This window comes from Helicobacter cynogastricus, from assembly GCF_900197855.1.
Taxonomy (GTDB): domain Bacteria; phylum Campylobacterota; class Campylobacteria; order Campylobacterales; family Helicobacteraceae; genus Helicobacter; species Helicobacter cynogastricus.
In genome coordinates, this window is sequence record NZ_FZMQ01000005.1 from 294,000 (window position 1) to 313,307 (window position 19,308).

Sequence of the window (19,308 nt, forward strand, 5' to 3'; positions counted from 1 at the left end):
ACTCTAGGGCGTTGATTTGTCCTCCAACATCCGCTCTACAATTTCTATATGTTTGCGCATACTCTCTTGGAAATCGAATTTTTTTACCCGTTCTAGACCTTTTTGAACACATTGTCGTCTAAGTGTTTCGTCCGTGAGAGCAATCTCTAGTTGCTTAGCAATGTCTGTAACATCATAGGGATTACAATAAATCCCTGCATCGCCTAAAATTTCAGGCATGCAAGAAACATTGCTTGCCAATACCACACATTGAGCTTGCATCGCTTCTACCATAGGCAAGCCAAATCCTTCTGCAAAACTGCCCCACCAAAGCAAATGGGCATGTGTATACAGGGTTTGCAAAAGCGCATCTGTTACATAACCTAGATCGACAATGAAGTTCTGCTTGAAATACGCTTCATCATCCTGACTAAGATCATTTGGTGCACCGGTGATCATCACCTTAAAGCGATGTTGTAGAGGTGCAGGCAGAAGTTTAAAGGCATCAATCAAGCCCCGCACATTGCGCCTTCTAGCTCTAGCTCCTACTACCAAAATAAAATCTCCAAAATGAGGAGGTAACGCTTCTATGCGATTTTCACGGTATTTTCTAAGACCATGATAAATTACATGTACGCGTTCTTGAGAGAAACCAAAAGTCTTTAAAATATCTGTCTTGGTATATTCGCTAAAACAAATGGTTTCTGTAAAAGTAGCCATTTTGGGCAATACTTGCTCTATTAAAAATGCTTTCAAACTTTCGCTGATACGCCAAGCTTTTTCATCGCACAGGGGTAAATCGTGGATACAGCCAAGTGTTTTTTTGGCATTCAAAACAGCAATTTCATAGGAAGGCTCGATATAGAGATCAAAAATCTCTGTTCGCTCCTGTTCGCTCCTGTTCGCTCTGCTTTGGAGCATTCTTTTTAATTTTTGTAACAAAGGCAACAGGCGCTTTTTTAAGGCCAAATAAAAATGTTCGCTTAAAATCATTTTTATCATTTTAAGCAAAACCCTACGCACTCTTATCTTAAGAGAATGGGCAAAGGATGTAGGAGGTTGGGCAACAGGTGTGGGTAGGGAGGTTAAAGTTTGATATTCTTGGAGATTGTCATAAAATTTACCATTAGCATAAATCGTAATGCTAACATTTTTATCCTTGAAATGCTCCTCTAAAGCTTGGATAAAAGTCAAGGCATAAAACCCAAGACCGGTTAAATCCCCCTTAAGAATAGAAGCATGAAAAACAATTTTTTTCAAGAAAAACCCTCACCCGTGAAAAATGCAAACCCCTCTATTCTAGTGCATGGCAACCAAAGATTAGCTGAATAGCCTGTTTTAATTTACAATTTGTCGCCACATGTGCATGCTTTTTTATATTTCTATAAATGTGCTAGAATCCGCATTTAAAAAGGTAAAAAATGAAGCGTTTGTGGATGTTCTGGGGGCTGGGGGTCTGTAGCCTGTATGCGCAGGGAGCAGAAGGTTTTTTTAGTGCCATTGAAGCGCAATTAAAGAGTAACACGGCTAAGGGTATTTTGATGTTAATTTTCATTGGCATCGCTTTTTATGTGTGGCGCAATCTGGATCGTTGGCGTGAAATTTTCTTTACAATTTTGGGCGTGGTGCTAGGCATCATGCTCTTTTTTAAAGCCCCTGCTTTGGCATCTTGGTTTATGGAATTGTTTTAATGGGCTTTGGCTATCCTGTAGTGGTAGTTTCTGTACCCAATCTCAAGGAAATTTCCACAAAAGATAAATTCCTTTGGTTAAACGCCAAATCTTGGATTCTAGCGATCTTTATCCCCTTTGTACTCTTGCCATGGCTGGGTATTCTCTACAGCCTGCTTCTTTATGGATGGTTTTTAACATTCTTTAGTATCTTAGAATTTTTTGATGAGGATATTGCGGATATTTTGATCGCGTATTCTCAGATCAAAACCCCCGGAGACGATTTTTACGCCTGAGTACTCAAATCTTCTAAAATGCGATCGACAATCACACGCGCGCCATCACTGGTGATTTTTTCTCTAAGTTTTGAGCTCACCTCAGAGATATAAAGCCCCCGTGTTTTGGGAGTTTGCAACCATTCGATAAAGTCAAAAAGCTTAGAGGGGTGCAGAGCATGTTGGAAGACAATCTTGGCCAAACCTTCTTGTTCAAATTCTAGGGCGTTAAAATACTGGTGGTTATTGGCAGCGTGGGTATAAGGAACAAACATGGTTGGTAAATTATTAGCACAAAGCTCCCACACACTGCTAGCCCCCGCTCGGCTCACGCAAATATCGGCTTGTCTCATCTTTTCCACTAGGTTTAAATCAAAGGCAAAAAGATCTATCATGTCCAAAATACCCAAACCCTTGTAGAGATCAGCGATACGATCGTAATGGAGTTTGCCACACTGGTGGATAATTTTTAAACCTTTTTGAAGTAAATCTCTAGCGCATAAGAGTGCAAATTCGTTAATTGCACTTGCCCCCTGTGAACCTCCCAAAAACAAGATAGTGTCCACTTGGTTGCGGATACGAGCTTTTTCAAAAAAAACTTCCTGCACAGGGTAGGGAGTCTTATAAAATTTCTTCCCTGCCCCCTTATTTTCAAAACTACCAAAAACGCGTTTGGCATAAGGAGTGGTGTATTTATTGAGCGCGCCTTGAATGGCGTTTTGCTCATGGATGTAAAAGGATGTATTTGAAAAGATACTAGCCAAACTCCCCGGCCCTGCGCTAAATCCTCCTACGCTAATGAGAGCTTGTACGCGGTGTTTTTTCAATAAACCTAGAGCCACCTTAGCCCCCTTGAGTTGCGCCCAAAGAGCGGGGATTTTTCTTAGAAAGTTTTTGTTAACCACTCCGCTACTCTCTAAAAAGTAGCGTTCTATAAACAAGGGACTATCTTCAAACCAACTACGATCTTGACCAGTAGTGCTCCCAATATAGATCAATTCCTGATTGCGACTCTTAAGCTCTTGAGCTAGAGCTTTGGCAATGCATAGATGCCCTCCTGTTCCTCCGCCTGTAATGGCAAACACGGCTTAACGACTTGCTTGTTGTGGAGTTGCTTGAAGGGGAGGCACAAAAGATTTGATCGCTTCTCTGAAGCCAAAATCTGGATAATCCATGATGGAGAGAGGAATTTGGGCAGCATAACCATTATCAGGGTTAAAAATCAAAGGTGCTAAGAAATTGACCATCGAATCTTCTAGGTTTTTTTGCACAACCACCACGCAAAAAACCTCTACTTCAGAATTTCCATCTAATTCCAAGAGTAATTCAATGTACTTAGGAATGCTAAAACTATATTCTCTAAGTTTGTATGGGTTGGCTAAGACTAGACTGATCGTGCCATCTAAGCTACTCACTTTGCTAAAGAGTTCGTCAATCTTAGTGAGCTCAACTTCCATAATGTTTTCAAATCCAAGAATGGGAGCTTTGAGTTGGTAATGCATGCTGTTCCTTTAAGCAAATATGCAAAGCCTCAGCAAAAGCTGTTCCAAAAAATGTAAAAAGTGAGAGGGGAATTTTTAAGGGTGGCGGACAGGGAGGGATTCGAACCCTCGGTAACCTTGCAGCTACGCATCCTTAGCAGGGATGTGGTTTCAGCCAACTCACCCACCTGTCCAAAAGCTAAATTATAATCACTCTAAGTTAACAATTATCTTAATGTTGTAAATATCAAAGTCCGTTATTAGTTATTTGATAGTAAGATAGGGTCAAATTCTACTTCTAAGGTTTTGGATGCGTAAAATTGTTTATGCTATGTGTGTCTGTGCAGGCTTGTTAAGTGCTAAAGGGGTGGGCGATAATGTTGTAAATCTTATTCGCCAACAAACAAAAAAAGAGGTGCGCGTTTTAGAAACATTGCCTTTAAAATCTGATAAAGATTTTCAGGTGGTGGTGGTTGAGGATCCAGAGACAAAATACCATATCCCTTTGTTAGCCAATAAAGATGGGAGCATGGTGTTAGGGCTAGGGAGTGTCTTTTTTAGTAAAGATAATCAAGACATTGCGCTTTTAAATGGTGTTTATCATAAAACCAGTTCACACAATTTTAAACAAGCTAATGGGGCTAAACTTAATGCCTTGTTCAGCGGTTTGCCTAAGGATTATGTGATCAATCTTGTTTCCAAAAACAAGAACGCCAAAAATCTTTACATTGTTTCTGATCCTAGATGCCCACACTGCCAAAATGAATTACGGCATGTTCATGAACGACTCAAAGATGCTAATGTGCACATGGTGGTTGTCGGTCTTTTGGGGCAAAAATCCACGCTTAAAGCAGCAGATATATTGACACAAATCAAACAAGCGCGCACCACAGAGGATAAGATTGCTATGCTAGAGAAAATCTATGCTACTAATTACGAACCCGGGGAAGTTTCCGATGACAAGATTCAAGAAGTTGAAAAAACTACTAAAAAGATCTTAGCAACAGGAATTGAAAGCGTGCCTTTTATTTATGAATATCAATAATCTTTGAGAAAAAAAATAAATAATGCTATAATGCGGGCTTAAATTTTTATAGTAAGGATGCGAAATGAAGTTTTTTAGTGCAGTTGTAGTAGCGGGGCTCTTTTGTAGTTTAGGGGCGCAAGATATTGGGTTGAATGTTTTTCCCGAGTACCATGCTAAACCCGATCAAGAGATGCTAGACATGGCAGGCAAAATAGAGGCAGATAAAGTGATCAGCTATCTCAGCGAGATGAAAAATCGCTATAACAAAATGACTCCCAAGCATCAAGCGGATTTTCAAAAGCATTTTCAAATCGTTTTGGCTAAAAATATCGCCAAACTCAGCCCTGCTCAACGCCAGAAACGCCTAGATGCGATCAAAAAGGCTCTTGCGCTCAGGATTCAAAATGTAGACAATCTTAAAGAGGAAGTTGAGGCGGAGTATGCCTACTTGAACCACTGGAAAACCACTTTGCAATCTAAAACCTTCTATGAAGACTTGCAAAAAAATGGTTTTACACCCAGTGGTGTGACACAATCCAAAACAAAGTAAGGTGTTAACGCCAGCGTTTTTTGCGCGTGCGTGAGAGTTTAAAAATGGTCGAGGAGGGGGCCTGATAGAGCTTGCGTTTATCTTCAATAATAATTGTGGCTGTTTGGTGAGCCCATTGCAAATCAAAATCTTTTCCACTCAAGTTAGCAGATGTGCTATAAAGTTGTCCTAGAATTTCTAGGGGGTATTGTGCTTGGGAGTGCTGAATCACTCTGTAACTTTGGGGAGGGTTGGTAGGGTAAATGAAGCTAGTTTTGCGCGCACGGCGGACAAAGGAGCGGTGGATGGAGGGCACACGCACAGGTAGGGCGCGCAAACTGGTTAATACCTGCAATAAAGGTTTATTTTGAGGACTATGTTTGGCGCGATTAAGAGTGTGCGCGTTAGAACTAAAAAACCCAGCAGTGGTGTCGCTTTGCATCAAAATAATATTCGTATTCATAAACTCAATTTTAGCGCATTTAAGCGCTTTTATGTTACTTCTGTTAGAATCGGACAACTAAGTAGAATGGGGTTTACATGAACTTTGGCAACCTTGGCGTTAAAATTATAGGAGCGATCCTCTTGTCTCTTTCTGTGGTAGGGGTTGCAATCATCGCAATAGCTGACCATAAGCAATACCGCCTTATCCACTCTGTAATTGCGAGCGAAACAAAGGGAGATATGCAACATAGAGAGAACACTTTAAAATACGACACCCACCTCATTGAACAAGGAATCGCTGTCTATTACAAAAATTTCCCTAAAGAGGAAGCTAGGAAGATGGCTTTAAACTACTTTGGTGAAATCAATAATGATAAGGGCATGATTTATATGGTTGTGGTGGACATGCAGGGTACCGTGCTCTTTGATCCGGTCAATCCTGACACCGTTGGTAAAAGTGGTTTGAATGCCATGAGTGTAGATGGCGTGTACTATGTGCGGGGTTACATTGAGCAGGCACGGCAAGGGGGAGGCTATACCTATTACAAAATGCCTAAATTTGCAGGAGGAAATCCTGAACCCAAAGTTGCTTATAGTCATTACGACCCTACAAGTGGCATGGTCATCGTTTCTACCTCTTATTTCAGTGATATTTTGAGTGCCACTGAGCACACGCGCAAGGAAATCAAGCAAAAGGTTTCTAAAAATCTCCATGATTTGATCTATTACATCGCTTGTATCGTAGGCTTCTTTATTGTGGTAACCTCTTTGCTTGTTTACTACAGCATTGTTAGGCGTTTGCACATACTGGTGCACATGATGCATAGCTTTAATCAAGGGGAGCGCGATCTTACTCAGCGCATCCGTATTAATGGTAGCGACGAGATTGCAGAGGTGGGGAAAGGTGTAAACCACTTTGTAGAGCACATGCAAAAATTCTTTAATGACATTAAGGATACAAGCAAAGGCAGTAAGGAAATCGCTAGTATGCTCAAGGATGTCATTTTAGAAGCAATGAATGAGATGGCCAAGCGTTCAGCCTTGATTAGTCAAGTTAAAAACCGAACAATTGAGATCAATCAGGTATTAAACACTTCTATCGATCAAGCTCAAGAAAGTCAAAAAAGTCTTGTGGAAGTGCAAGGTTCAATTAAAACTTCCAATAATGCGATCGCCACTTTATTTGCTCAAATTACTGAAGCTTCGCGCACAGAAGAAGAGTTGGCTAGCAAGGTAGAGCAACTTAGTAAAAACGCTGACAGCGTCAAGAGTATTTTGCATATCATCAACGACATCGCCGATCAAACTAATTTACTTGCCCTCAACGCTGCCATTGAAGCCGCGCGCGCGGGTGAGCACGGGCGCGGGTTTGCGGTAGTGGCCGATGAAGTGCGTAATTTAGCTGCACGCACCCAAAAAAGTCTAGCAGAGATTAACTCTACCATTGGCTTGATTGTTCAAGAAATCAACGATGTTTCTACACAGATGAATCTCAATTCTAAAAAGATTGAAGAGCTTAATAGTGTGGGCTTAGAGATGCAAGACAAGTTTAAGGACATGAATTCAAGTCTTGAATTTGTGGTCCAGCAAGTGGATATGTCGATTGGGAATTTTGTAGGCACTAAGCAAGATATAGAAAGCATGAAACCTCAGTTTGATGGCATTGAAGCAATCAATAAAAATAACGCTATAGAGGCAGCTAAGATTATCAAGGCAGCCGATCAGCTGCATGGAGCAACAGAAACTTTGGATAACAATATCAATCAGTTTAATTCTTAATGATCTTGGGCATCGATCCGGGAAGTCGCAAATGTGGCTATGGGGTCGTGGATGTGCATAGCAAATTGATCGGTGCGGGGTTTATCCACATTCAAAACGCCCCTTTACAAGCCCAGATTTTGGAGATGATAGAGGGTTTGGATCAAATTTTAAACACCTATCCTATTACAGAAGTGGCTATAGAGGATATTTTTTACGCCTACAACCCTAAGAGTGTGCTCAAGCTTGCCCAATTTAGAGGGGCTTTAAGTTTAAAAATCTTACAGAGTGTGGGAGGTTTTAGCGAATACACCCCCCTACAAATCAAGCGCGCTATCAGCGGGCATGGCAAGGCAAGTAAGGAACAAGTTGCCTTCATGGTCAAAAAAATTCTAGGGCTTAAAAACGCGATCAAGCCCTTAGACATCACCGATGCCCTGGCAGTTGCGCTCACGCACGCCCAACAACGCCACGCTATTGCCATGCCCCATCAACACTCACACGCGCCAAATCGCTAGAAAGCCCGCGTAATTGCGTTTGGGAATTAGATGAGGTATTGATACTTGCATCCGTTTTAAAAAGATCGCTAGGTTCGTTGCTTTGCCGTTGTTGCAACTCTTTGCGCTTGATAGTTTCTGTGTTGTTATATTTAAATTTTTGATGTATTTTTGGAGGTTTTTCGGCCTGCTTCTTCATGTTTTGCTCAAGTGCAACCAAAGGATTAAGATACAACCCTACCATAAACAAACTCACAAGAGAAATTTTAGTCATGCTCACTCCTTTCAAAGTTTTTACACATGCGCGCTCCTACAAGCGCACTTTGGCATGCTTGAGGCTTTTTAATGCTCATGGTAAGCTTGGCAATACTAGGGAAGCGTTGCTTAAGTTGCACACTCACTCCTTTTAAAGCCTCTTCTAGGAGAGTGTAGCGCATGGTAGATAATTGTTGTTGTACAACTTCCATAATGTCCATATAATCCAAGTAAGGATTTAAATCGCTGTAGTAGTAATCAACCTCTAAATTAACAATCAAAGGTTGAGGGTGTTCCTGCTCGCTTTCTTGCACGCCAATGATTGCATTAAGATGAAAATCCTCTATGAGCAGAGTCATAGAATTTTCTTTTCTCGCCCACTGAAGAGGTTGAGCAAATTAGGCCAATGCTTGTAAAGTGTGAAAAGAAAAACAAGTACCATAGGGGTGCGTGTACCAACTTGTGCGTCCACATTGATGGGCGCGGGCAAATGGATATGCAAAAGAGGAATGACAAAAAGAAGCAAGGTCGCTAAACCCACGCCCACAATAGAAGCTAAAGAGGAAATTTTGAGTTTTTTGCCAATAAATGCCCACAAGGCTAAACCAATTAGGCTCTCTACTGGAATTAACAAAAGCACCGCTCCCATCGTTGTGCTCACGCCCTTACCCCCCTTAAAGCCCAAAAAAGGCGAATAGCAATGCCCTAGAATGGTCATAATGGCGACCATCCATTGCGCTTCATAGCTTAACCCCGCAAGCTTTGTCAATAATACGCAAAACACTCCCTTAAGTAAATCCAAGACCAACACGCTTGTACCTAATTTTTTAGCCCTAGTAGGATCAATGCTATTTACCACGCGCACTACATTAGTAGCCCCAGTCCCTCTACTCCCCTCTTTAGTAATGTCCACTTTGTAGCGCATTTTAACAATCCAATATCCAAAGGGAATTCCCCCCACAAAATACCCGATGAGATAGAAAATAACATTGATATTTGTCAAAAAAACTAAAAGATTCTCCATGTGCTACCTTTATCTTGAAAACCAAATTATAACGAAAAATCAAAACGACTTTATGTAACGCCCCGGAATCAAAACCCCTTGCTTGTCATTGAATAAAAAATTTACCTCATAACTTTCTTGGATTTTTCGTTTCTTATCTCTTGGAATATGTTGGATAGTCAATTCAATAGGGGGGAGTTTTAAAGGCGTATGGGGTTTGACCTCAAAGGCTAAAAAAAGTGGTTTTTGATGGGCATTATCCCAGCCTGTGCGCCATCTAGGCAAAGTGGTTTGGCTTTTAAGCAAACGATCCCCTACCTGCACCTCAAAGGAAGCCAAATAATAAATACCCGGCTCTAATAACCGACTTTCTATTTTGGCCTTTCTAAAGGTATCCCGCAACAATAATAAAAACCAGTTATTACTTCCAAGCATAAACTCCTTAGAGTTTTGATCCCCCACTTTGCGCCAATAGGTTTTGACAGCACTACCTTTATAAGCAATGTCAAAGGTTACTAAACTAGCTAAAGGAGAAGACTTAGGCGCACAAGCACAAAAAAATAATAACAACGCAAATTTAAGCACTCTCATGGGCTAAACTATAGCACTCTAGGCCTTAAATGCGCTAAAATAACATTAAATATCAACAAAGGATATTTATGAGAATACATGCATTGTTGGCTTTGGTCGCTACCGGGTTTTTACAGGCGCAAAATTTGCTCTATAGTCCAGAGGTGCTTTCCCTCTATTTGCACCCTGAAGATTCTAAAGTCGCTGGGCGTTTGTTACCTACCAACGCCTTTAGCGTTGTAAAAACTCAAGGATCGCGCGTTTTAGTGCGCATTGAGGGCTACTCCAACCCCAAAGCCCCCTCTGTGATCTATGCTAACGATCACCAGCGCGTGCTCGTAGCCGCCTTTGCTAAGAATACGCCTTTAAAATTTACCAGTCATACCCCCTCTAAAGAGGGCAAATGGGATCGTGTGAGCATTGAGGTTTGGACAGATAAGGCCAAATTTAGCTCTGATTTACAGGCGATGCTCATCCATGCCCAAGAGCTTTTTTCTAGCAATTGCAGCACTTGCCACGCCTTGCACAAACCCCAAGAATTCCGTGCCAATGCATGGCCCTCTATTTTCCGCTCCATGCAAGAGCGCACCGCCATTCCCAAAAAGGATCGTTGGCTGGTCATCCAATACTTGCAAAAAAACGCCCAAGATTCTAAATCCCATTAAAAGGCTTCCTTATGTTAGATCGCCGCAGATTTTTACAACTCAGTGCTTCTTTGAGCGCGTTGCCCCTCTTCCCCTCCGCCCTGCAAGCTTCTCAAAAAGTGAACATTAAGCCCGGTCTTGTGCGCAATGGTTCTGTAATCAGCGCTGCTCACTGGGGTGCCCTGCAACTTAGCATTAAAGAGGGCAAACTAGTTAAAAGCCAGCCTTGGGAGAAAGTAACCCAAATGGACAACCCCTTGCAACACTATGTCCCCGATCTAGTTTATAACTCTCGGGTCAAATACACATATGTGCGTCAATCCTATCTTAAAGACCCTAATAATCCTAAACCACACTTGCGAGGTAAAGAACCCTTTGTGCGTGTGCCCTATGAAAAAGCGATCGCATTGGCCGCCCAAGAGTTGCGCAAAACCCGAGAGAGCAAGGGGAATAATGCCATTTATGGGGGCAGTTATGGTTGGAAATCCAGCGGGAACATGCACAATGCGCGCACGCTTTTACACCGCTTCTTAAATCTCACAGGAGGCTTTGTAGGAGGACTTGGAGATTACTCTACGGGGGCTTCACAGGTGATCATGCCCTATGTAGTGGGCTCAATTGAGGTGTATGAACAGCAGACCTCATGGGAAAATATTTTAGAACATTCTAAATGCGTGGTGATTTGGGGTTCTGATCCTCTAAGCACCTTGCGTATCGCCTATACAGCCACCGATCAGCGTGGGCTAGCCTATTTTGAAAAGCTCAAAAAGAGCAAAATTAAGGTAATTTGCATCGATCCTATCCGCACAGATACGGCAGAATTTTTGGGCGCAGAGTGGATTGCCGTGCGCCCTAATAGCGATGTGGCACTCATGTTGGGCATGGCTTACCACCTTGTAGATACCAACAAGCATGATAAAAAATTCTTAGAGAATTACACTACTGGTTTTGAGATTTTCTTAGAATATTTATTAGGCAAAAAAGACAATACACCCAAAACTCCGCAATGGGCAAGCCAAATTTGTGGCATAGACGCGCCTACCATTAAAAGACTAGCGATTCTTTTTGCTACCCAGCCTACTATGATTATGAGTGGTTGGGCGATGCAACGTGCTCACCATGGCGAACAACCCCATTGGATGCTTGTAACCCTAGCGTGCATGCTTGGGCAAATTGGCACTAAAGGCGGGGGCTTTGGCTTGAGTTATCACTATAGCAATGGGGGCGTGCCTACCTGCAAGGGCGGAGTGATCCCTGGCATGGACGCACTTAAAAGAGGGGTATGGGAAAAGGGCAAATTTTTAGGCTTGGTCTCTGAAACACAGAGCGCACAAGGTCCAGAATGGTTAGAGAAAGATGGTAGTAGCGCGATCCCTGTGGCACGTATCGCCGATGCTCTGCTTAACCCGGGCAAAACTATCGATCATAATGGGAAAAAGATCACCTACCCGGATATTGACTTTATCTACTGGGTGGGAGGCAATCCCATCGTACACCACCAAAATACCAATAATAACCTGCGCGCGTGGCGCAAACCCCGCACGGTGGTGGTCAATGAAATTTATTGGACTCCCACAGCCAAAATGGCAGATATTCTTTTTCCCATCACCTCTCCTTATGAGCGCGATGATATTACCATGACAGGCGACTACTCCAACATGAACATTGTGCCCATGAAGCAGGCAGTCGCACCCATTGGGGAGAGCAAGGACGATTATCAGGTTTTTAGCGATCTTGCTCGCCACTATGGGCAGGAGGTCTTTAATCTCTTCACTAAAAATAATCAAGCTCCTAAGGATTTTATCCGCGAATACTATGAGAGCGCACGCAAACAAACCCAAAGCTTTGGCGAACTCTTCACCCCCATGCCCAGTTTTGAAGAGTTTTGGGCAAAAAACACACCCATCACTTTCCAGCCCACAACAGAAAGCCAAGAATGGGTGCGTTTTGGCGACTTCCTAGAAGACCCTATTCTCAACGCCCTAGGCACAGACTCCGGACTTATTGAAATTTACCCCAAGCGGGTAGCTGACTACAAATACGAGGATTGTCAAGGACATCCAATGTGGTTTGAACCTAGTGAATGGTTGGGCAATGCCACATCAAAAACCCCTTTTCACCTTCTAACAAGCCATTCCAAATACCGCCTACATTCTCAACTTTGCCAAACTAGTTTGCGCAAGGAATACGCCGTGCAAGATCGCGAACCGCTTTTGATCAATGCCACAGATGCTAAAAAATTGGGGATCAAAAATGGAGATGTAGTGCGGGTGTTCAACGATCGTGGAGAGGTTTTGGCTGGCGCGCAGGTGAGCGATCGCATCGCTCCGGGCGTAGTGCGTTTGTGCGAGGGTTCTTGGTATGATCCTGATTCTAAAGGATTGTGCAAAACCGGAAGCGCGAATGTGCTCACTCAGGATAGACCCGCCTCCAAGCTCTCTAATGCCAACTGCGCACACACGAGTCTGGTCAATATTGAGAAGTACACAAAACCCCTACCTGCTTTGAGCGCGTTTAAAGCTCCACATATCAAGAAGGCTTAGAGCCTTGCTAAAAACCTCTCAAGAGGAGGTTTTTAGCTAACTTTTAGATAAATAATAAAAATATCGATATCACTTGTATCCAAGACTCTAGCACCGTAAAAATCCTTTGCAAATGCAAATTAAAGGTTTTGCTCGCCCACTGACAACCTAGCCAAATATAAAACTCTTAAAATATTCTTGTGCCTCTAACAGAAATTAGAAAACTCTAGGGGTTTATAGTTGCGCTTGGGCGAGGATTTCTAGCGCGCCTTTTTGCTTGAAGGTGTGGACTAGGTTGCAGACAAGCTCTTGAGCGCGATCGCGCGGGGCTGTAGCGTGTTCTTTAATAAAGGTCTTGCCATCTACTAGCCCCACAATGGCGCGCATTTCAAGCCGATCGCCTTGCAAGCGCACATGCACGCCTAAGGGCACTTGACAGCCTCCTCCTAAAGCGCGCACAAAATCCCGTTCTAAGCCACAACACAGCGCGCTATAAGGATCATTAAGGCGCGCTACTTGATTTAAAAGAGGATGATTGACGCGCATTTCAATACCCAGCGCGCCCTGTCCCATACTAGGAATCATCTCCTCTAGGCTCAAGGGCACTTGATAGGGCAACTCAAGCCCTAAGCGCTCCACCCCCGCGCAGGCTAAAACGATCGCCTCAAAGTCCCCTTTTTGTAGGCGTTCCAAACGCCTTTGTACATTCCCGCGCAAACTCAAGGGGTCAGTATCCGTGCGCAGGGCTTTAAGCTGCATGGCGCGCCTAAGCGAGGTTGTGCCCACACGCGCATGAGGGGGTAAAGATTGTAGGTTGGGGTATTTGTAACTTAAAAAGCAATCCTTAGGGTTGGCGCGCGCGCTCACACAGGCCAAGATCAAACCTTCTTCTAAGTCCACAGGGACATCTTTGAGCGAATGCACAGCTAAATCAATTTCTCCCTTAAGAAGCAAAACCTCTAACTCTTTAGTGAAAAGCCCCTTGCCCCCGATTTGGGCTAGGGGCACATCTAAAATCTTATCCCCCTTAGTTTTCACTACTCTAATTTCACTCTCTAAGCCTAGAGGTTTTAAGAGTTCTTGTACATGTCTGGCCTGCCAAAGGGCTAAAACACTCCCCCGACTCCCAATGACTAATTTAGCGCCCATCTTTATCTAACACCTCAACATCAATGATTCCATCATCTTTTCTAGGGGGTTTTCTCAGCCACGCTACCAGCAAAGCCAAGAGCCCAAAGACATCACAAAGCACCCCGGGCAAAATCAAGAGCAAGCCCCCAATAGTGCGCAAAAACACTCCCTCCATCCACGCTAAGGGATCACGATCTCTTAAATCTAGCACCTTGAGTGAGCCTTTTAACAACGCGCCCCCACCTAAAAGTGCGCTTAAAGCCACTTCTAAAAGAAAGCTCAAGAGCCCAAATTGTCCCACCACACTCATGATGAGAAAAACCTCTATAATGAGGTAGAACACACCTAAAACGAATAAAAAGGGCATTAGCTACGCGCCTCTAGGAGGGTAGATACAATGTTTTCGCGTGCGATCACGCGCTTGTGTAAACCCTGCCTTGTGATGAGCTCAAATTGCCCTTCTAGGGCTTGTTTGCCCACAATGAGCGCGTGCGCACATCCGATGAGCTCAAAATCTGCCATCTTTGCCCCAAAGCGATCGATTCTATCATCTAAGAGGGCATCTACACCCGCTCCCTTGAGCTCTTTATAGAGTTCTTCACCTAAGCTCTCTAACGCGCTATCTTTAGAGTTAGCCACCAACACCACCACCTCAAAGGGCGCGCTGGATTTGCTCCATACACACCCCTTTTCATCGCTATTTTGCTCTAAGATCGCGCTCATCAAACGGCTCACCCCAATCCCATAACACCCCATTTCAAAATATTGCAGCCGCCCTTCTTGATCTAAAAAACGCGCCTCTAGACTCTTAGAATACTTATTGCCTAGTTTGAAAATATGCCCCACCTCAATACTGCGCTGTTCACCCAAAGCCCCCCCACACTCCGGACACGCATCTTTGGGGCGCGCTTGGGCGATGTCTTGGTAATTTAGCCCTGCAAAGGTGGATAAATCCACGCCTACAAAGTGTTGATCTACTTCATTAGCTCCACAGATCAAACAATCCGCCTCTTGCAAGTCTATATCAAAGATCACTTCCATATCAGGCACAATATTTTTAATCCCATAAGCCCCGATATAACCCACAGGCAAGCCTAACTCTCCGATTTCGTGCGCGCTCATCTCCCCTAACTCGAGCGCGCTCTCTGGTGCAATTCTATTAAAGGCGTTGAGGGCTTTGGTTTCCTCTAACTGATCATCTCCTCTTAAGAAAAACACCACCGGGCGCGTGCGATCGCTCAAGCGGGCTTTTTTGATCAGCGCCTTCATCAAAAAGTAAGGATGCACTTTAAAAAAAGAGCTCAGGGCTTCAATGGTGGGAGTATCAGGGGTGTGGAATTTTGCAAACTGGGCTTTGGGGACAATTTCTGGCTCGGGGCGTTTGGCGCGCTTGGCGATCTCCACATTGGCCGCGTAACGGCATTCTTGACATACAAGTACGCTATCTTCCCCGCACTCAGTCAAGATCACAAATTCTTGACTTTTGCTTCCTCCAATCGCCCCGCTATCTGCCTCTACCGCGCGAAAATTCAACCCTAATCTCGTGCAAATTTCACTATAGGCAGCATGCATGCGCTCAAATTCCTTATCCAAGCACTCTGTGTTAGCATGGAAACTATAGGCGTCCTTCATCACAAATTCGCGCGCGCGTAGCAAGCCAAAGCGCGGACGGATTTCATCGCGAAACTTGGTATGGATTTGGTAGAGATTGAGCGGGAGTTGTTTATAACTCTTGATATGGGATTTAGCAATTTGGGTGATCGCCTCCTCATGGGTGGGGGAGAGCACACAAAGATTGTTTTTGCGATCAGGGAAGCTTAAAAGCTCTTTGCCATATTGTTCAAAACGCCCGCTCTCCTGCCATAAGAAAGCGGGCACGACAAAGCCTAAAGTACACTCCTGCGCGCCATAAGAATCCATCACCTCCTTAACCACTGCACGGATCTTATTTAAGACCTTATGCCCTAAGGGCAAAAAATGGTAAAGCCCGCTGCCCATTTGCTGGATGTAGCCACCTTGCAACATGTAGCGGTGGCTTTTTAAGAGCGCGTCCTTAGGGACTTCCTTTGTAGTGGGGGCAAAGAGTTGAGAAAAACGCATCAAAATCCTTCTTCGCTAAATTCGCATTTGTAGCGGTTGATAAAAAGACTCTCTTTGCCTAAGTTAAACAAGGTTTTCAAAGATTCGCCCAGCATATCACTCTCAGGTTTGTGCGCGCTTTTTTTGAGCGTAGCGGTGGGGGGGTGCAAAAAGGTGTTAAAAGCGTTGTGTAAAATGCGCGCGACATTTTGTTCGTATTCTTGGGGCAAGTAGCCCTTTTTAATGGCGCGCTGGAGTTCTTTTAATGCAGCTTGCTTGGCCAGTTCCCTTAAGTCTTTGATGAGGGGGTCTACTTCTAAACTCTGTAGCCACTGGGCAAATTGCACGCTAAATTGTCCCACCACTTGGTAGGCATGGCGCGTATCCTTTTGGCGTTGCTCTAAATTCTGCGTTGCTACGCCCTGCAAATCGTCCACACTATAAAGCCAAATATTAGGTTCTATAGGAGGCTCAATGTCTCTAGGCACGGCTAAATCAAACCACCAACGCCTAAAAACACAAGGGCGCGCCATTTTTTGTGTGATCACACAAGTAGGCGCGCTGGTGGCAGAAAATAAAAAGCTATGCGCGTTGATCCCCTCTTCTAGCGCGCTCAAGGGGCGGGCTTGGATGTGGGGGTTTTTTAGACTTTGGACAAACTCGCGCGCGCGCTCTATATTGCGATTAATCAGCTCTATTTCAAAGCCCTTAGCTAGTAGGTGTTTGCACACCAATTGCCCCATTTCGCCCATGCCCACCACCATCGCGCGCTTTTCTAATTTTTCAACATTTAAAATCTCTAATGCCTGCTTGACCGCCACAGAGGCGATAGACACCGCTTGAGAGGAGATTGTCGTAGCCTTGCGCACCCCTGCTGCGCACTTGAGCGCAAAATGGGCCAAACGGCTTAAGTGTTTGGCGCACAAGCCCGCTTGTAAACAGAGTTTAAAGGCCTCTTTAAACTGCCCGGTAATTTGGGTTTCTCCCACCACCAAACTATCTAAACTGCTCACCACGCAAAAAACATGGTGAATTGCATGCTCTTGGGTGTGGGTTTCTAAGCTGGCTTGCAGGCTCTTAAACTCCACCCCTTTGGCTAGAGAGAGGGATTTAAGCAAATGAGGGGCGATACGCTCAAATTCATGGGCATAAAGGTAAAATTCTACGCGATTACAAGTACATAGTGCCATGATCTCATACACGCTAGCATGTTCTTTTTTAAACTGGCTCAGAAATTCTAATAACGCCCCCTGTGTGAACGCCAGTTTTTCACGACTCTCAATGGGCAAGAGTTTATGGCTAAAACCTAAAGTAAGATACCCCACCTGCATTCAAAACTCCCGCTCGATCAAGCTAGAAGCCACTTTTTCTAAGCTAGCATGTCCTTTAATAGCTTCTAGGGCACAATGGGCGTAGTGGTGGATATGCTCTAAGACCTTAGGGGCGATATGATGGGCTTTAAATTGTTGCGCACACCATGTTAGGGCTTGCTCATCAGCGTTTTTAAAGCAGGCTTGTAGCTGGGCTTGCTCTAGGGGGTCTAGCTCTTGGTAGAGTAGAATATAGGGCAGAGTGCTTCTGCCCTCTTTAAAATCGCTAAAAGCGGGTTTGCCTAAAACCTCTTTGGGCTGAGTGATGTCTAATAGATCGTCCATAATCTGAAAGGCGATTCCAAAATTGCGCCCAAAAGTGTGGTAGGCTTGGGGCTTAAGTCCGCTTAAAAGCGCAGCTCCTGCGCAACTTGCCACCATTAAAGACGCGCTTTTATCTTGGATAATGTCAATATAACGCGTTATGTCCGTGTGAAAAGTATCTGAGGCGCGCACATCTTTAATCTCTCCTCTTGAGAGTTCCATCACACTATGAGCGACTAATTGGGCGATCTGACTATCTAATTTGGTGAGCTCAAAAAAGGCTTTAGCGTAGAAAATGTCGCCTAACATGATTGCGTTTTGGTTGCCAAATGTGTGGTTAATGGAGGCTTGCGCGCGTCTTGTTTGGGCGTTGTCAATCACATCGTCATGCAAGAGTGAAGCGCTTTGAATCATCTCAATGACGGCGCAAAAGTCGATTAATTGAGGGTGGTTTGGGCAAATAGCTAAGATGAGCTTACTGCGTAGCATTTTCCCCTGCCCAAGCAGGGCCGCCATGCGCTCTACCTCTGCGCTTTGCACTTGGGCTAAAAATTCTTGGATTCTGTGGGCAATTTTTTCTAACATTAAGGTTGTTCGATCCATTTGAGCTTGTCAGAGGCACGCACGCGCAAACTGGCCTGTTCATTGTGTATGTCAAATTTCTTAAAAGTGAGGGCGAAATAAGGAGGAGTGGGATCTATCCCCTCACTGCTTTGAGTTTGAATCACCTCTTTAAAGAGATCAAGGCGGAAAGTGTCGCGCTGAAAATCCGGATACAAAATGAATTGATAGGGAAAGCCATTACATTTAAGGAGTACCACTAACCCACCGTCTTTAAAGAGAGTCCAGCGCAAAGAAAGGGGTTTTTTGAATTTGCCTAACTGGAGCTCCCCACGATAGATTTGATCTTTTTTCAGATCCAAGATTTTATCTAGGCTCTTTGCCATAGCCATCTGCGCTAACACAATCACGATGACAAAGAGCCTATTCATGCCCTAAAATATTGGCCATAGAAGTCATCACTAAATCAATTTTCTTAGTCTGCACGCGCTCTTGCAAGCCAGAATCAAGTTTGCAGAGTTTGCTCATTTCCTCTAGCTTTTCTTCTAAGTCCGCTTCCTCCAAGAGGAGCGCGCTGATGGCTTGGAGCTCTAGGAGGCGTTCTAATTCGGCGCGCACCAGCTTTTGACTGGCGTGTAAGAGAACATCGCCCCATTTCTCAATGGGGTCGCCATCAAAGACCTCAAAAGAGTTCATTTAGGCGAGGCTTGCCTTGAGCATCCAAAGGGCTTTTTGGAGTTTAGCCAATTCTTCATCGGCATAAGATGCGGTAACTTTATCGCCCGCCTCATCGGCAGTTTTGGAGAGCAGAGCAAAATGCTTTTCTAGGTGTTCATAGTCTTTTAAGATAGCTTCAAAAACCTCTTTAGAGTGGAAGCTGTGTTTGCTCTCTTCTTTGACATGAGCAAGCTTGAGCGCGTCTGCCATTGTAACCACAGGAGTACCACCTAATTGCGCGACTCTCTCTGCCAAATCGTCAAATTTTTCGGCAAATTCTTCATAAACCGCTTGGGTAAACTTATGCACCACATGAAAATCATGCCCTTTGACATTCCAATGAAAATTATGCAACTTCACGAACAATACCAAACTATCGGCTTGTAACTGTTTGAGCAAATCAACTACTTTTGTTTTCATTTTTATAAAATCCTTTTTGTTTATTTCTAATCCAAAAGGTTAGTCCCCTATTCTAACTTAAAATGGTTAATAAGTCTCTTTAGACCTAAGTGTAGTATAGTAAGTCCATCTC

24 protein-coding genes and 1 tRNA gene are annotated in these 19,308 nt (G+C 44.0%); 8 read left to right on the forward strand and 17 right to left on the reverse strand.

Annotation, left to right across the window (positions count from 1 at the left end; genetic code table 11):
• Positions 1 to 3: 3 nt before the first annotated feature.
• A complete protein-coding gene (locus C6H00_RS02765) occupies positions 4 to 1,239 on the reverse strand; it encodes a glycosyltransferase family 4 protein (protein ID WP_233704378.1) in 1,236 nt (411 codons plus the stop codon).
• A gap of 176 nt (positions 1,240 to 1,415) precedes the next feature.
• On the opposite strand from C6H00_RS02765, the gene C6H00_RS02770 reads away from it, so the two are divergent.
• Both C6H00_RS02770 and C6H00_RS02775 read left to right on the forward strand, forming a co-directional pair.
• Positions 1,416 to 1,670, forward strand: coding sequence for a TrbC/VirB2 family protein (locus C6H00_RS02770; protein ID WP_324728445.1), 255 nt, complete (start codon positions 1,416 to 1,418; stop codon positions 1,668 to 1,670).
• Positions 1,670 to 1,945 (forward strand): competence protein ComB, encoded by a 276-nt coding sequence (locus tag C6H00_RS02775; protein WP_104749505.1) that lies wholly within the window; start codon positions 1,670 to 1,672, stop codon positions 1,943 to 1,945. The genes C6H00_RS02770 and C6H00_RS02775 overlap by 1 nt, the downstream gene beginning before the upstream one ends.
• Here the strand turns inward: C6H00_RS02775 and murG are convergent.
• The 3 genes from murG to C6H00_RS02790 form a co-directional block, all read right to left on the reverse strand.
• Positions 1,936 to 3,009, reverse strand: coding sequence for an undecaprenyldiphospho-muramoylpentapeptide beta-N-acetylglucosaminyltransferase (murG, locus tag C6H00_RS02780; RefSeq protein ID WP_104749506.1), 1,074 nt, complete (start codon positions 3,007 to 3,009; stop codon positions 1,936 to 1,938). The genes C6H00_RS02775 and murG overlap by 10 nt on opposite strands.
• A 3-nt stretch (positions 3,010 to 3,012) precedes the next feature.
• A complete protein-coding gene (gene fliW, locus C6H00_RS02785; RefSeq protein ID WP_104749507.1) occupies positions 3,013 to 3,426 on the reverse strand; it encodes a flagellar assembly protein FliW in 414 nt (137 codons plus the stop codon).
• A gap of 82 nt (positions 3,427 to 3,508) precedes the next feature.
• Positions 3,509 to 3,599, reverse strand: a tRNA-Ser gene (locus C6H00_RS02790).
• Between the two features lie 116 nt (positions 3,600 to 3,715).
• On the opposite strand from C6H00_RS02790, the gene C6H00_RS02795 reads away from it, so the two are divergent.
• Together C6H00_RS02795 and C6H00_RS02800 are read left to right on the forward strand one after the other, a co-directional pair.
• Positions 3,716 to 4,450 carry a DsbA family protein gene (locus C6H00_RS02795; protein ID WP_158655711.1) on the forward strand — a complete coding sequence of 245 codons (735 nt, stop codon included), beginning with the start codon at positions 3,716 to 3,718 and terminating at the stop codon, positions 4,448 to 4,450.
• Positions 4,451 to 4,514: 64 nt separating this feature from the next.
• Positions 4,515 to 4,982 carry a DUF1104 domain-containing protein gene (locus C6H00_RS02800; protein ID WP_104749508.1) on the forward strand — a complete coding sequence of 156 codons (468 nt, stop codon included), beginning with the start codon at positions 4,515 to 4,517 and terminating at the stop codon, positions 4,980 to 4,982.
• Between the two features lie 4 nt (positions 4,983 to 4,986).
• On the opposite strand, the gene C6H00_RS02805 is transcribed toward C6H00_RS02800, so the two are convergent.
• Positions 4,987 to 5,424, reverse strand: coding sequence for an L-threonylcarbamoyladenylate synthase (locus C6H00_RS02805; RefSeq protein WP_233704379.1), 438 nt, complete (start codon positions 5,422 to 5,424; stop codon positions 4,987 to 4,989).
• Between the two features lie 77 nt (positions 5,425 to 5,501).
• On the opposite strand from C6H00_RS02805, the gene C6H00_RS02810 reads away from it, so the two are divergent.
• Positions 5,502 to 7,184, forward strand: coding sequence for a methyl-accepting chemotaxis protein (locus C6H00_RS02810; RefSeq protein WP_104749509.1), 1,683 nt, complete (start codon positions 5,502 to 5,504; stop codon positions 7,182 to 7,184).
• Positions 7,184 to 7,681 (forward strand): crossover junction endodeoxyribonuclease RuvC, encoded by a 498-nt coding sequence (gene ruvC, locus C6H00_RS02815; protein ID WP_104749510.1) that lies wholly within the window; start codon positions 7,184 to 7,186, stop codon positions 7,679 to 7,681. The genes C6H00_RS02810 and ruvC overlap by 1 nt, the downstream gene beginning before the upstream one ends.
• Here ruvC and C6H00_RS02820 read toward each other — a convergent pair.
• Genes C6H00_RS02820 through C6H00_RS02835 form a run of 4 tightly spaced genes read right to left on the reverse strand, consistent with a single transcriptional unit; the run spans position 7,638 to position 9,509 of the window.
• Positions 7,638 to 7,934 carry a TonB-dependent receptor plug domain-containing protein gene (locus tag C6H00_RS02820; protein WP_104749511.1) on the reverse strand — a complete coding sequence of 99 codons (297 nt, stop codon included), beginning with the start codon at positions 7,932 to 7,934 and terminating at the stop codon, positions 7,638 to 7,640. The genes ruvC and C6H00_RS02820 overlap by 44 nt on opposite strands.
• Positions 7,927 to 8,274 carry a dihydroneopterin aldolase gene (locus tag C6H00_RS02825; RefSeq protein WP_104749512.1) on the reverse strand — a complete coding sequence of 116 codons (348 nt, stop codon included), beginning with the start codon at positions 8,272 to 8,274 and terminating at the stop codon, positions 7,927 to 7,929. Before C6H00_RS02825 ends, C6H00_RS02820 begins: the two co-directional genes overlap by 8 nt.
• Positions 8,271 to 8,939, reverse strand: a complete 669-nt coding sequence (plsY, locus tag C6H00_RS02830; protein WP_104749513.1) for a glycerol-3-phosphate 1-O-acyltransferase PlsY — start codon at positions 8,937 to 8,939, stop codon at positions 8,271 to 8,273. Before plsY ends, C6H00_RS02825 begins: the two co-directional genes overlap by 4 nt.
• A gap of 39 nt (positions 8,940 to 8,978) precedes the next feature.
• Positions 8,979 to 9,509: a hypothetical protein gene (locus C6H00_RS02835; protein ID WP_104749514.1), complete on the reverse strand. Its 531-nt coding sequence runs from the start codon at positions 9,507 to 9,509 to the stop codon at positions 8,979 to 8,981.
• 68 nt (positions 9,510 to 9,577) lie between these two features.
• Here C6H00_RS02835 and C6H00_RS02840 point away from each other — a divergent pair, with 68 nt between their 5' ends.
• Together C6H00_RS02840 and C6H00_RS02845 are read left to right on the forward strand one after the other, a co-directional pair.
• Positions 9,578 to 10,153 (forward strand): cytochrome c3 family protein, encoded by a 576-nt coding sequence (locus C6H00_RS02840; RefSeq protein ID WP_104749515.1) that lies wholly within the window; start codon positions 9,578 to 9,580, stop codon positions 10,151 to 10,153.
• 11 nt (positions 10,154 to 10,164) lie between these two features.
• Positions 10,165 to 12,675 (forward strand): molybdopterin guanine dinucleotide-containing S/N-oxide reductase, encoded by a 2,511-nt coding sequence (locus C6H00_RS02845; protein WP_104749516.1) that lies wholly within the window; start codon positions 10,165 to 10,167, stop codon positions 12,673 to 12,675.
• Positions 12,676 to 12,888: 213 nt separating this feature from the next.
• Here the strand turns inward: C6H00_RS02845 and hemC are convergent, their stop codons facing one another.
• The 8 genes from hemC to C6H00_RS02885 are packed head-to-tail and all read right to left on the reverse strand — an operon-like array spanning position 12,889 to position 19,196.
• Complete coding sequence (gene hemC, locus C6H00_RS02850) at positions 12,889 to 13,803, reverse strand: hydroxymethylbilane synthase (RefSeq protein WP_104749517.1); 915 nt, start codon at positions 13,801 to 13,803, stop codon at positions 12,889 to 12,891.
• On the reverse strand, positions 13,793 to 14,152 hold the full coding sequence (locus C6H00_RS02855; protein WP_104749518.1) for an FxsA family protein: 360 nt from the start codon (positions 14,150 to 14,152) through the stop codon (positions 13,793 to 13,795). The genes hemC and C6H00_RS02855 overlap by 11 nt, the downstream gene beginning before the upstream one ends.
• Positions 14,152 to 15,885: a proline--tRNA ligase gene (locus C6H00_RS02860; RefSeq protein WP_104749519.1), complete on the reverse strand. Its 1,734-nt coding sequence runs from the start codon at positions 15,883 to 15,885 to the stop codon at positions 14,152 to 14,154. Before C6H00_RS02860 ends, C6H00_RS02855 begins: the two co-directional genes overlap by 1 nt.
• Complete coding sequence (gene hemA / locus C6H00_RS02865) at positions 15,885 to 17,195, reverse strand: glutamyl-tRNA reductase (RefSeq protein WP_104749520.1); 1,311 nt, start codon at positions 17,193 to 17,195, stop codon at positions 15,885 to 15,887. Before hemA ends, C6H00_RS02860 begins: the two co-directional genes overlap by 1 nt.
• Positions 17,196 to 18,101 carry a polyprenyl synthetase family protein gene (locus tag C6H00_RS02870; protein WP_233704380.1) on the reverse strand — a complete coding sequence of 302 codons (906 nt, stop codon included), beginning with the start codon at positions 18,099 to 18,101 and terminating at the stop codon, positions 17,196 to 17,198. It lies immediately after the preceding gene.
• Positions 18,083 to 18,490 (reverse strand): hypothetical protein, encoded by a 408-nt coding sequence (locus tag C6H00_RS02875; protein ID WP_104749522.1) that lies wholly within the window; start codon positions 18,488 to 18,490, stop codon positions 18,083 to 18,085. Before C6H00_RS02875 ends, C6H00_RS02870 begins: the two co-directional genes overlap by 19 nt.
• Positions 18,483 to 18,755 (reverse strand): DUF2018 family protein, encoded by a 273-nt coding sequence (locus C6H00_RS02880; RefSeq protein ID WP_104749523.1) that lies wholly within the window; start codon positions 18,753 to 18,755, stop codon positions 18,483 to 18,485. The genes C6H00_RS02875 and C6H00_RS02880 overlap by 8 nt, the downstream gene beginning before the upstream one ends.
• Positions 18,756 to 19,196, reverse strand: coding sequence for a Dps family protein (locus tag C6H00_RS02885; RefSeq protein WP_104749524.1), 441 nt, complete (start codon positions 19,194 to 19,196; stop codon positions 18,756 to 18,758).
• Positions 19,197 to 19,308: the final 112 nt, after the last annotated feature.

What these genes read in the sequence shown, in the direction of transcription:
- C6H00_RS02770 (WP_324728445.1), top strand. Translation starts at nt 1,416, where the DNA reads ATGTTCTGGGGGCTGGGGGTCTGTAGCCTGTATGCGCAGGGAGCAGAA.
- C6H00_RS02775 (WP_104749505.1), top strand. Translation starts at nt 1,670, where the DNA reads ATGGGCTTTGGCTATCCTGTAGTGGTAGTTTCTGTACCCAATCTCAAG.
- fliW (WP_104749507.1), bottom strand. Translation starts at nt 3,426, where the DNA reads ATGCATTACCAACTCAAAGCTCCCATTCTTGGATTTGAAAACATTATG.
- C6H00_RS02795 (WP_158655711.1), top strand. Translation starts at nt 3,716, where the DNA reads ATGCGTAAAATTGTTTATGCTATGTGTGTCTGTGCAGGCTTGTTAAGT.
- C6H00_RS02800 (WP_104749508.1), top strand. Translation starts at nt 4,515, where the DNA reads ATGAAGTTTTTTAGTGCAGTTGTAGTAGCGGGGCTCTTTTGTAGTTTA.
- C6H00_RS02805 (WP_233704379.1), bottom strand. Translation starts at nt 5,424, where the DNA reads ATGAATACGAATATTATTTTGATGCAAAGCGACACCACTGCTGGGTTT.
- C6H00_RS02810 (WP_104749509.1), top strand. Translation starts at nt 5,502, where the DNA reads ATGAACTTTGGCAACCTTGGCGTTAAAATTATAGGAGCGATCCTCTTG.
- ruvC (WP_104749510.1), top strand. Translation starts at nt 7,184, where the DNA reads ATGATCTTGGGCATCGATCCGGGAAGTCGCAAATGTGGCTATGGGGTC.
- C6H00_RS02820 (WP_104749511.1), bottom strand. Translation starts at nt 7,934, where the DNA reads ATGACTAAAATTTCTCTTGTGAGTTTGTTTATGGTAGGGTTGTATCTT.
- C6H00_RS02825 (WP_104749512.1), bottom strand. Translation starts at nt 8,274, where the DNA reads ATGACTCTGCTCATAGAGGATTTTCATCTTAATGCAATCATTGGCGTG.
- plsY (WP_104749513.1), bottom strand. Translation starts at nt 8,939, where the DNA reads ATGGAGAATCTTTTAGTTTTTTTGACAAATATCAATGTTATTTTCTAT.
- C6H00_RS02835 (WP_104749514.1), bottom strand. Translation starts at nt 9,509, where the DNA reads ATGAGAGTGCTTAAATTTGCGTTGTTATTATTTTTTTGTGCTTGTGCG.
- C6H00_RS02840 (WP_104749515.1), top strand. Translation starts at nt 9,578, where the DNA reads ATGAGAATACATGCATTGTTGGCTTTGGTCGCTACCGGGTTTTTACAG.
- C6H00_RS02845 (WP_104749516.1), top strand. Translation starts at nt 10,165, where the DNA reads ATGTTAGATCGCCGCAGATTTTTACAACTCAGTGCTTCTTTGAGCGCG.
- hemC (WP_104749517.1), bottom strand. Translation starts at nt 13,803, where the DNA reads ATGGGCGCTAAATTAGTCATTGGGAGTCGGGGGAGTGTTTTAGCCCTT.
- C6H00_RS02855 (WP_104749518.1), bottom strand. Translation starts at nt 14,152, where the DNA reads ATGCCCTTTTTATTCGTTTTAGGTGTGTTCTACCTCATTATAGAGGTT.
- C6H00_RS02860 (WP_104749519.1), bottom strand. Translation starts at nt 15,885, where the DNA reads ATGCGTTTTTCTCAACTCTTTGCCCCCACTACAAAGGAAGTCCCTAAG.
- hemA (WP_104749520.1), bottom strand. Translation starts at nt 17,195, where the DNA reads ATGCAGGTGGGGTATCTTACTTTAGGTTTTAGCCATAAACTCTTGCCC.
- C6H00_RS02870 (WP_233704380.1), bottom strand. Translation starts at nt 18,101, where the DNA reads ATGGATCGAACAACCTTAATGTTAGAAAAAATTGCCCACAGAATCCAA.
- C6H00_RS02875 (WP_104749522.1), bottom strand. Translation starts at nt 18,490, where the DNA reads ATGAATAGGCTCTTTGTCATCGTGATTGTGTTAGCGCAGATGGCTATG.
- C6H00_RS02880 (WP_104749523.1), bottom strand. Translation starts at nt 18,755, where the DNA reads ATGAACTCTTTTGAGGTCTTTGATGGCGACCCCATTGAGAAATGGGGC.
- C6H00_RS02885 (WP_104749524.1), bottom strand. Translation starts at nt 19,196, where the DNA reads ATGAAAACAAAAGTAGTTGATTTGCTCAAACAGTTACAAGCCGATAGT.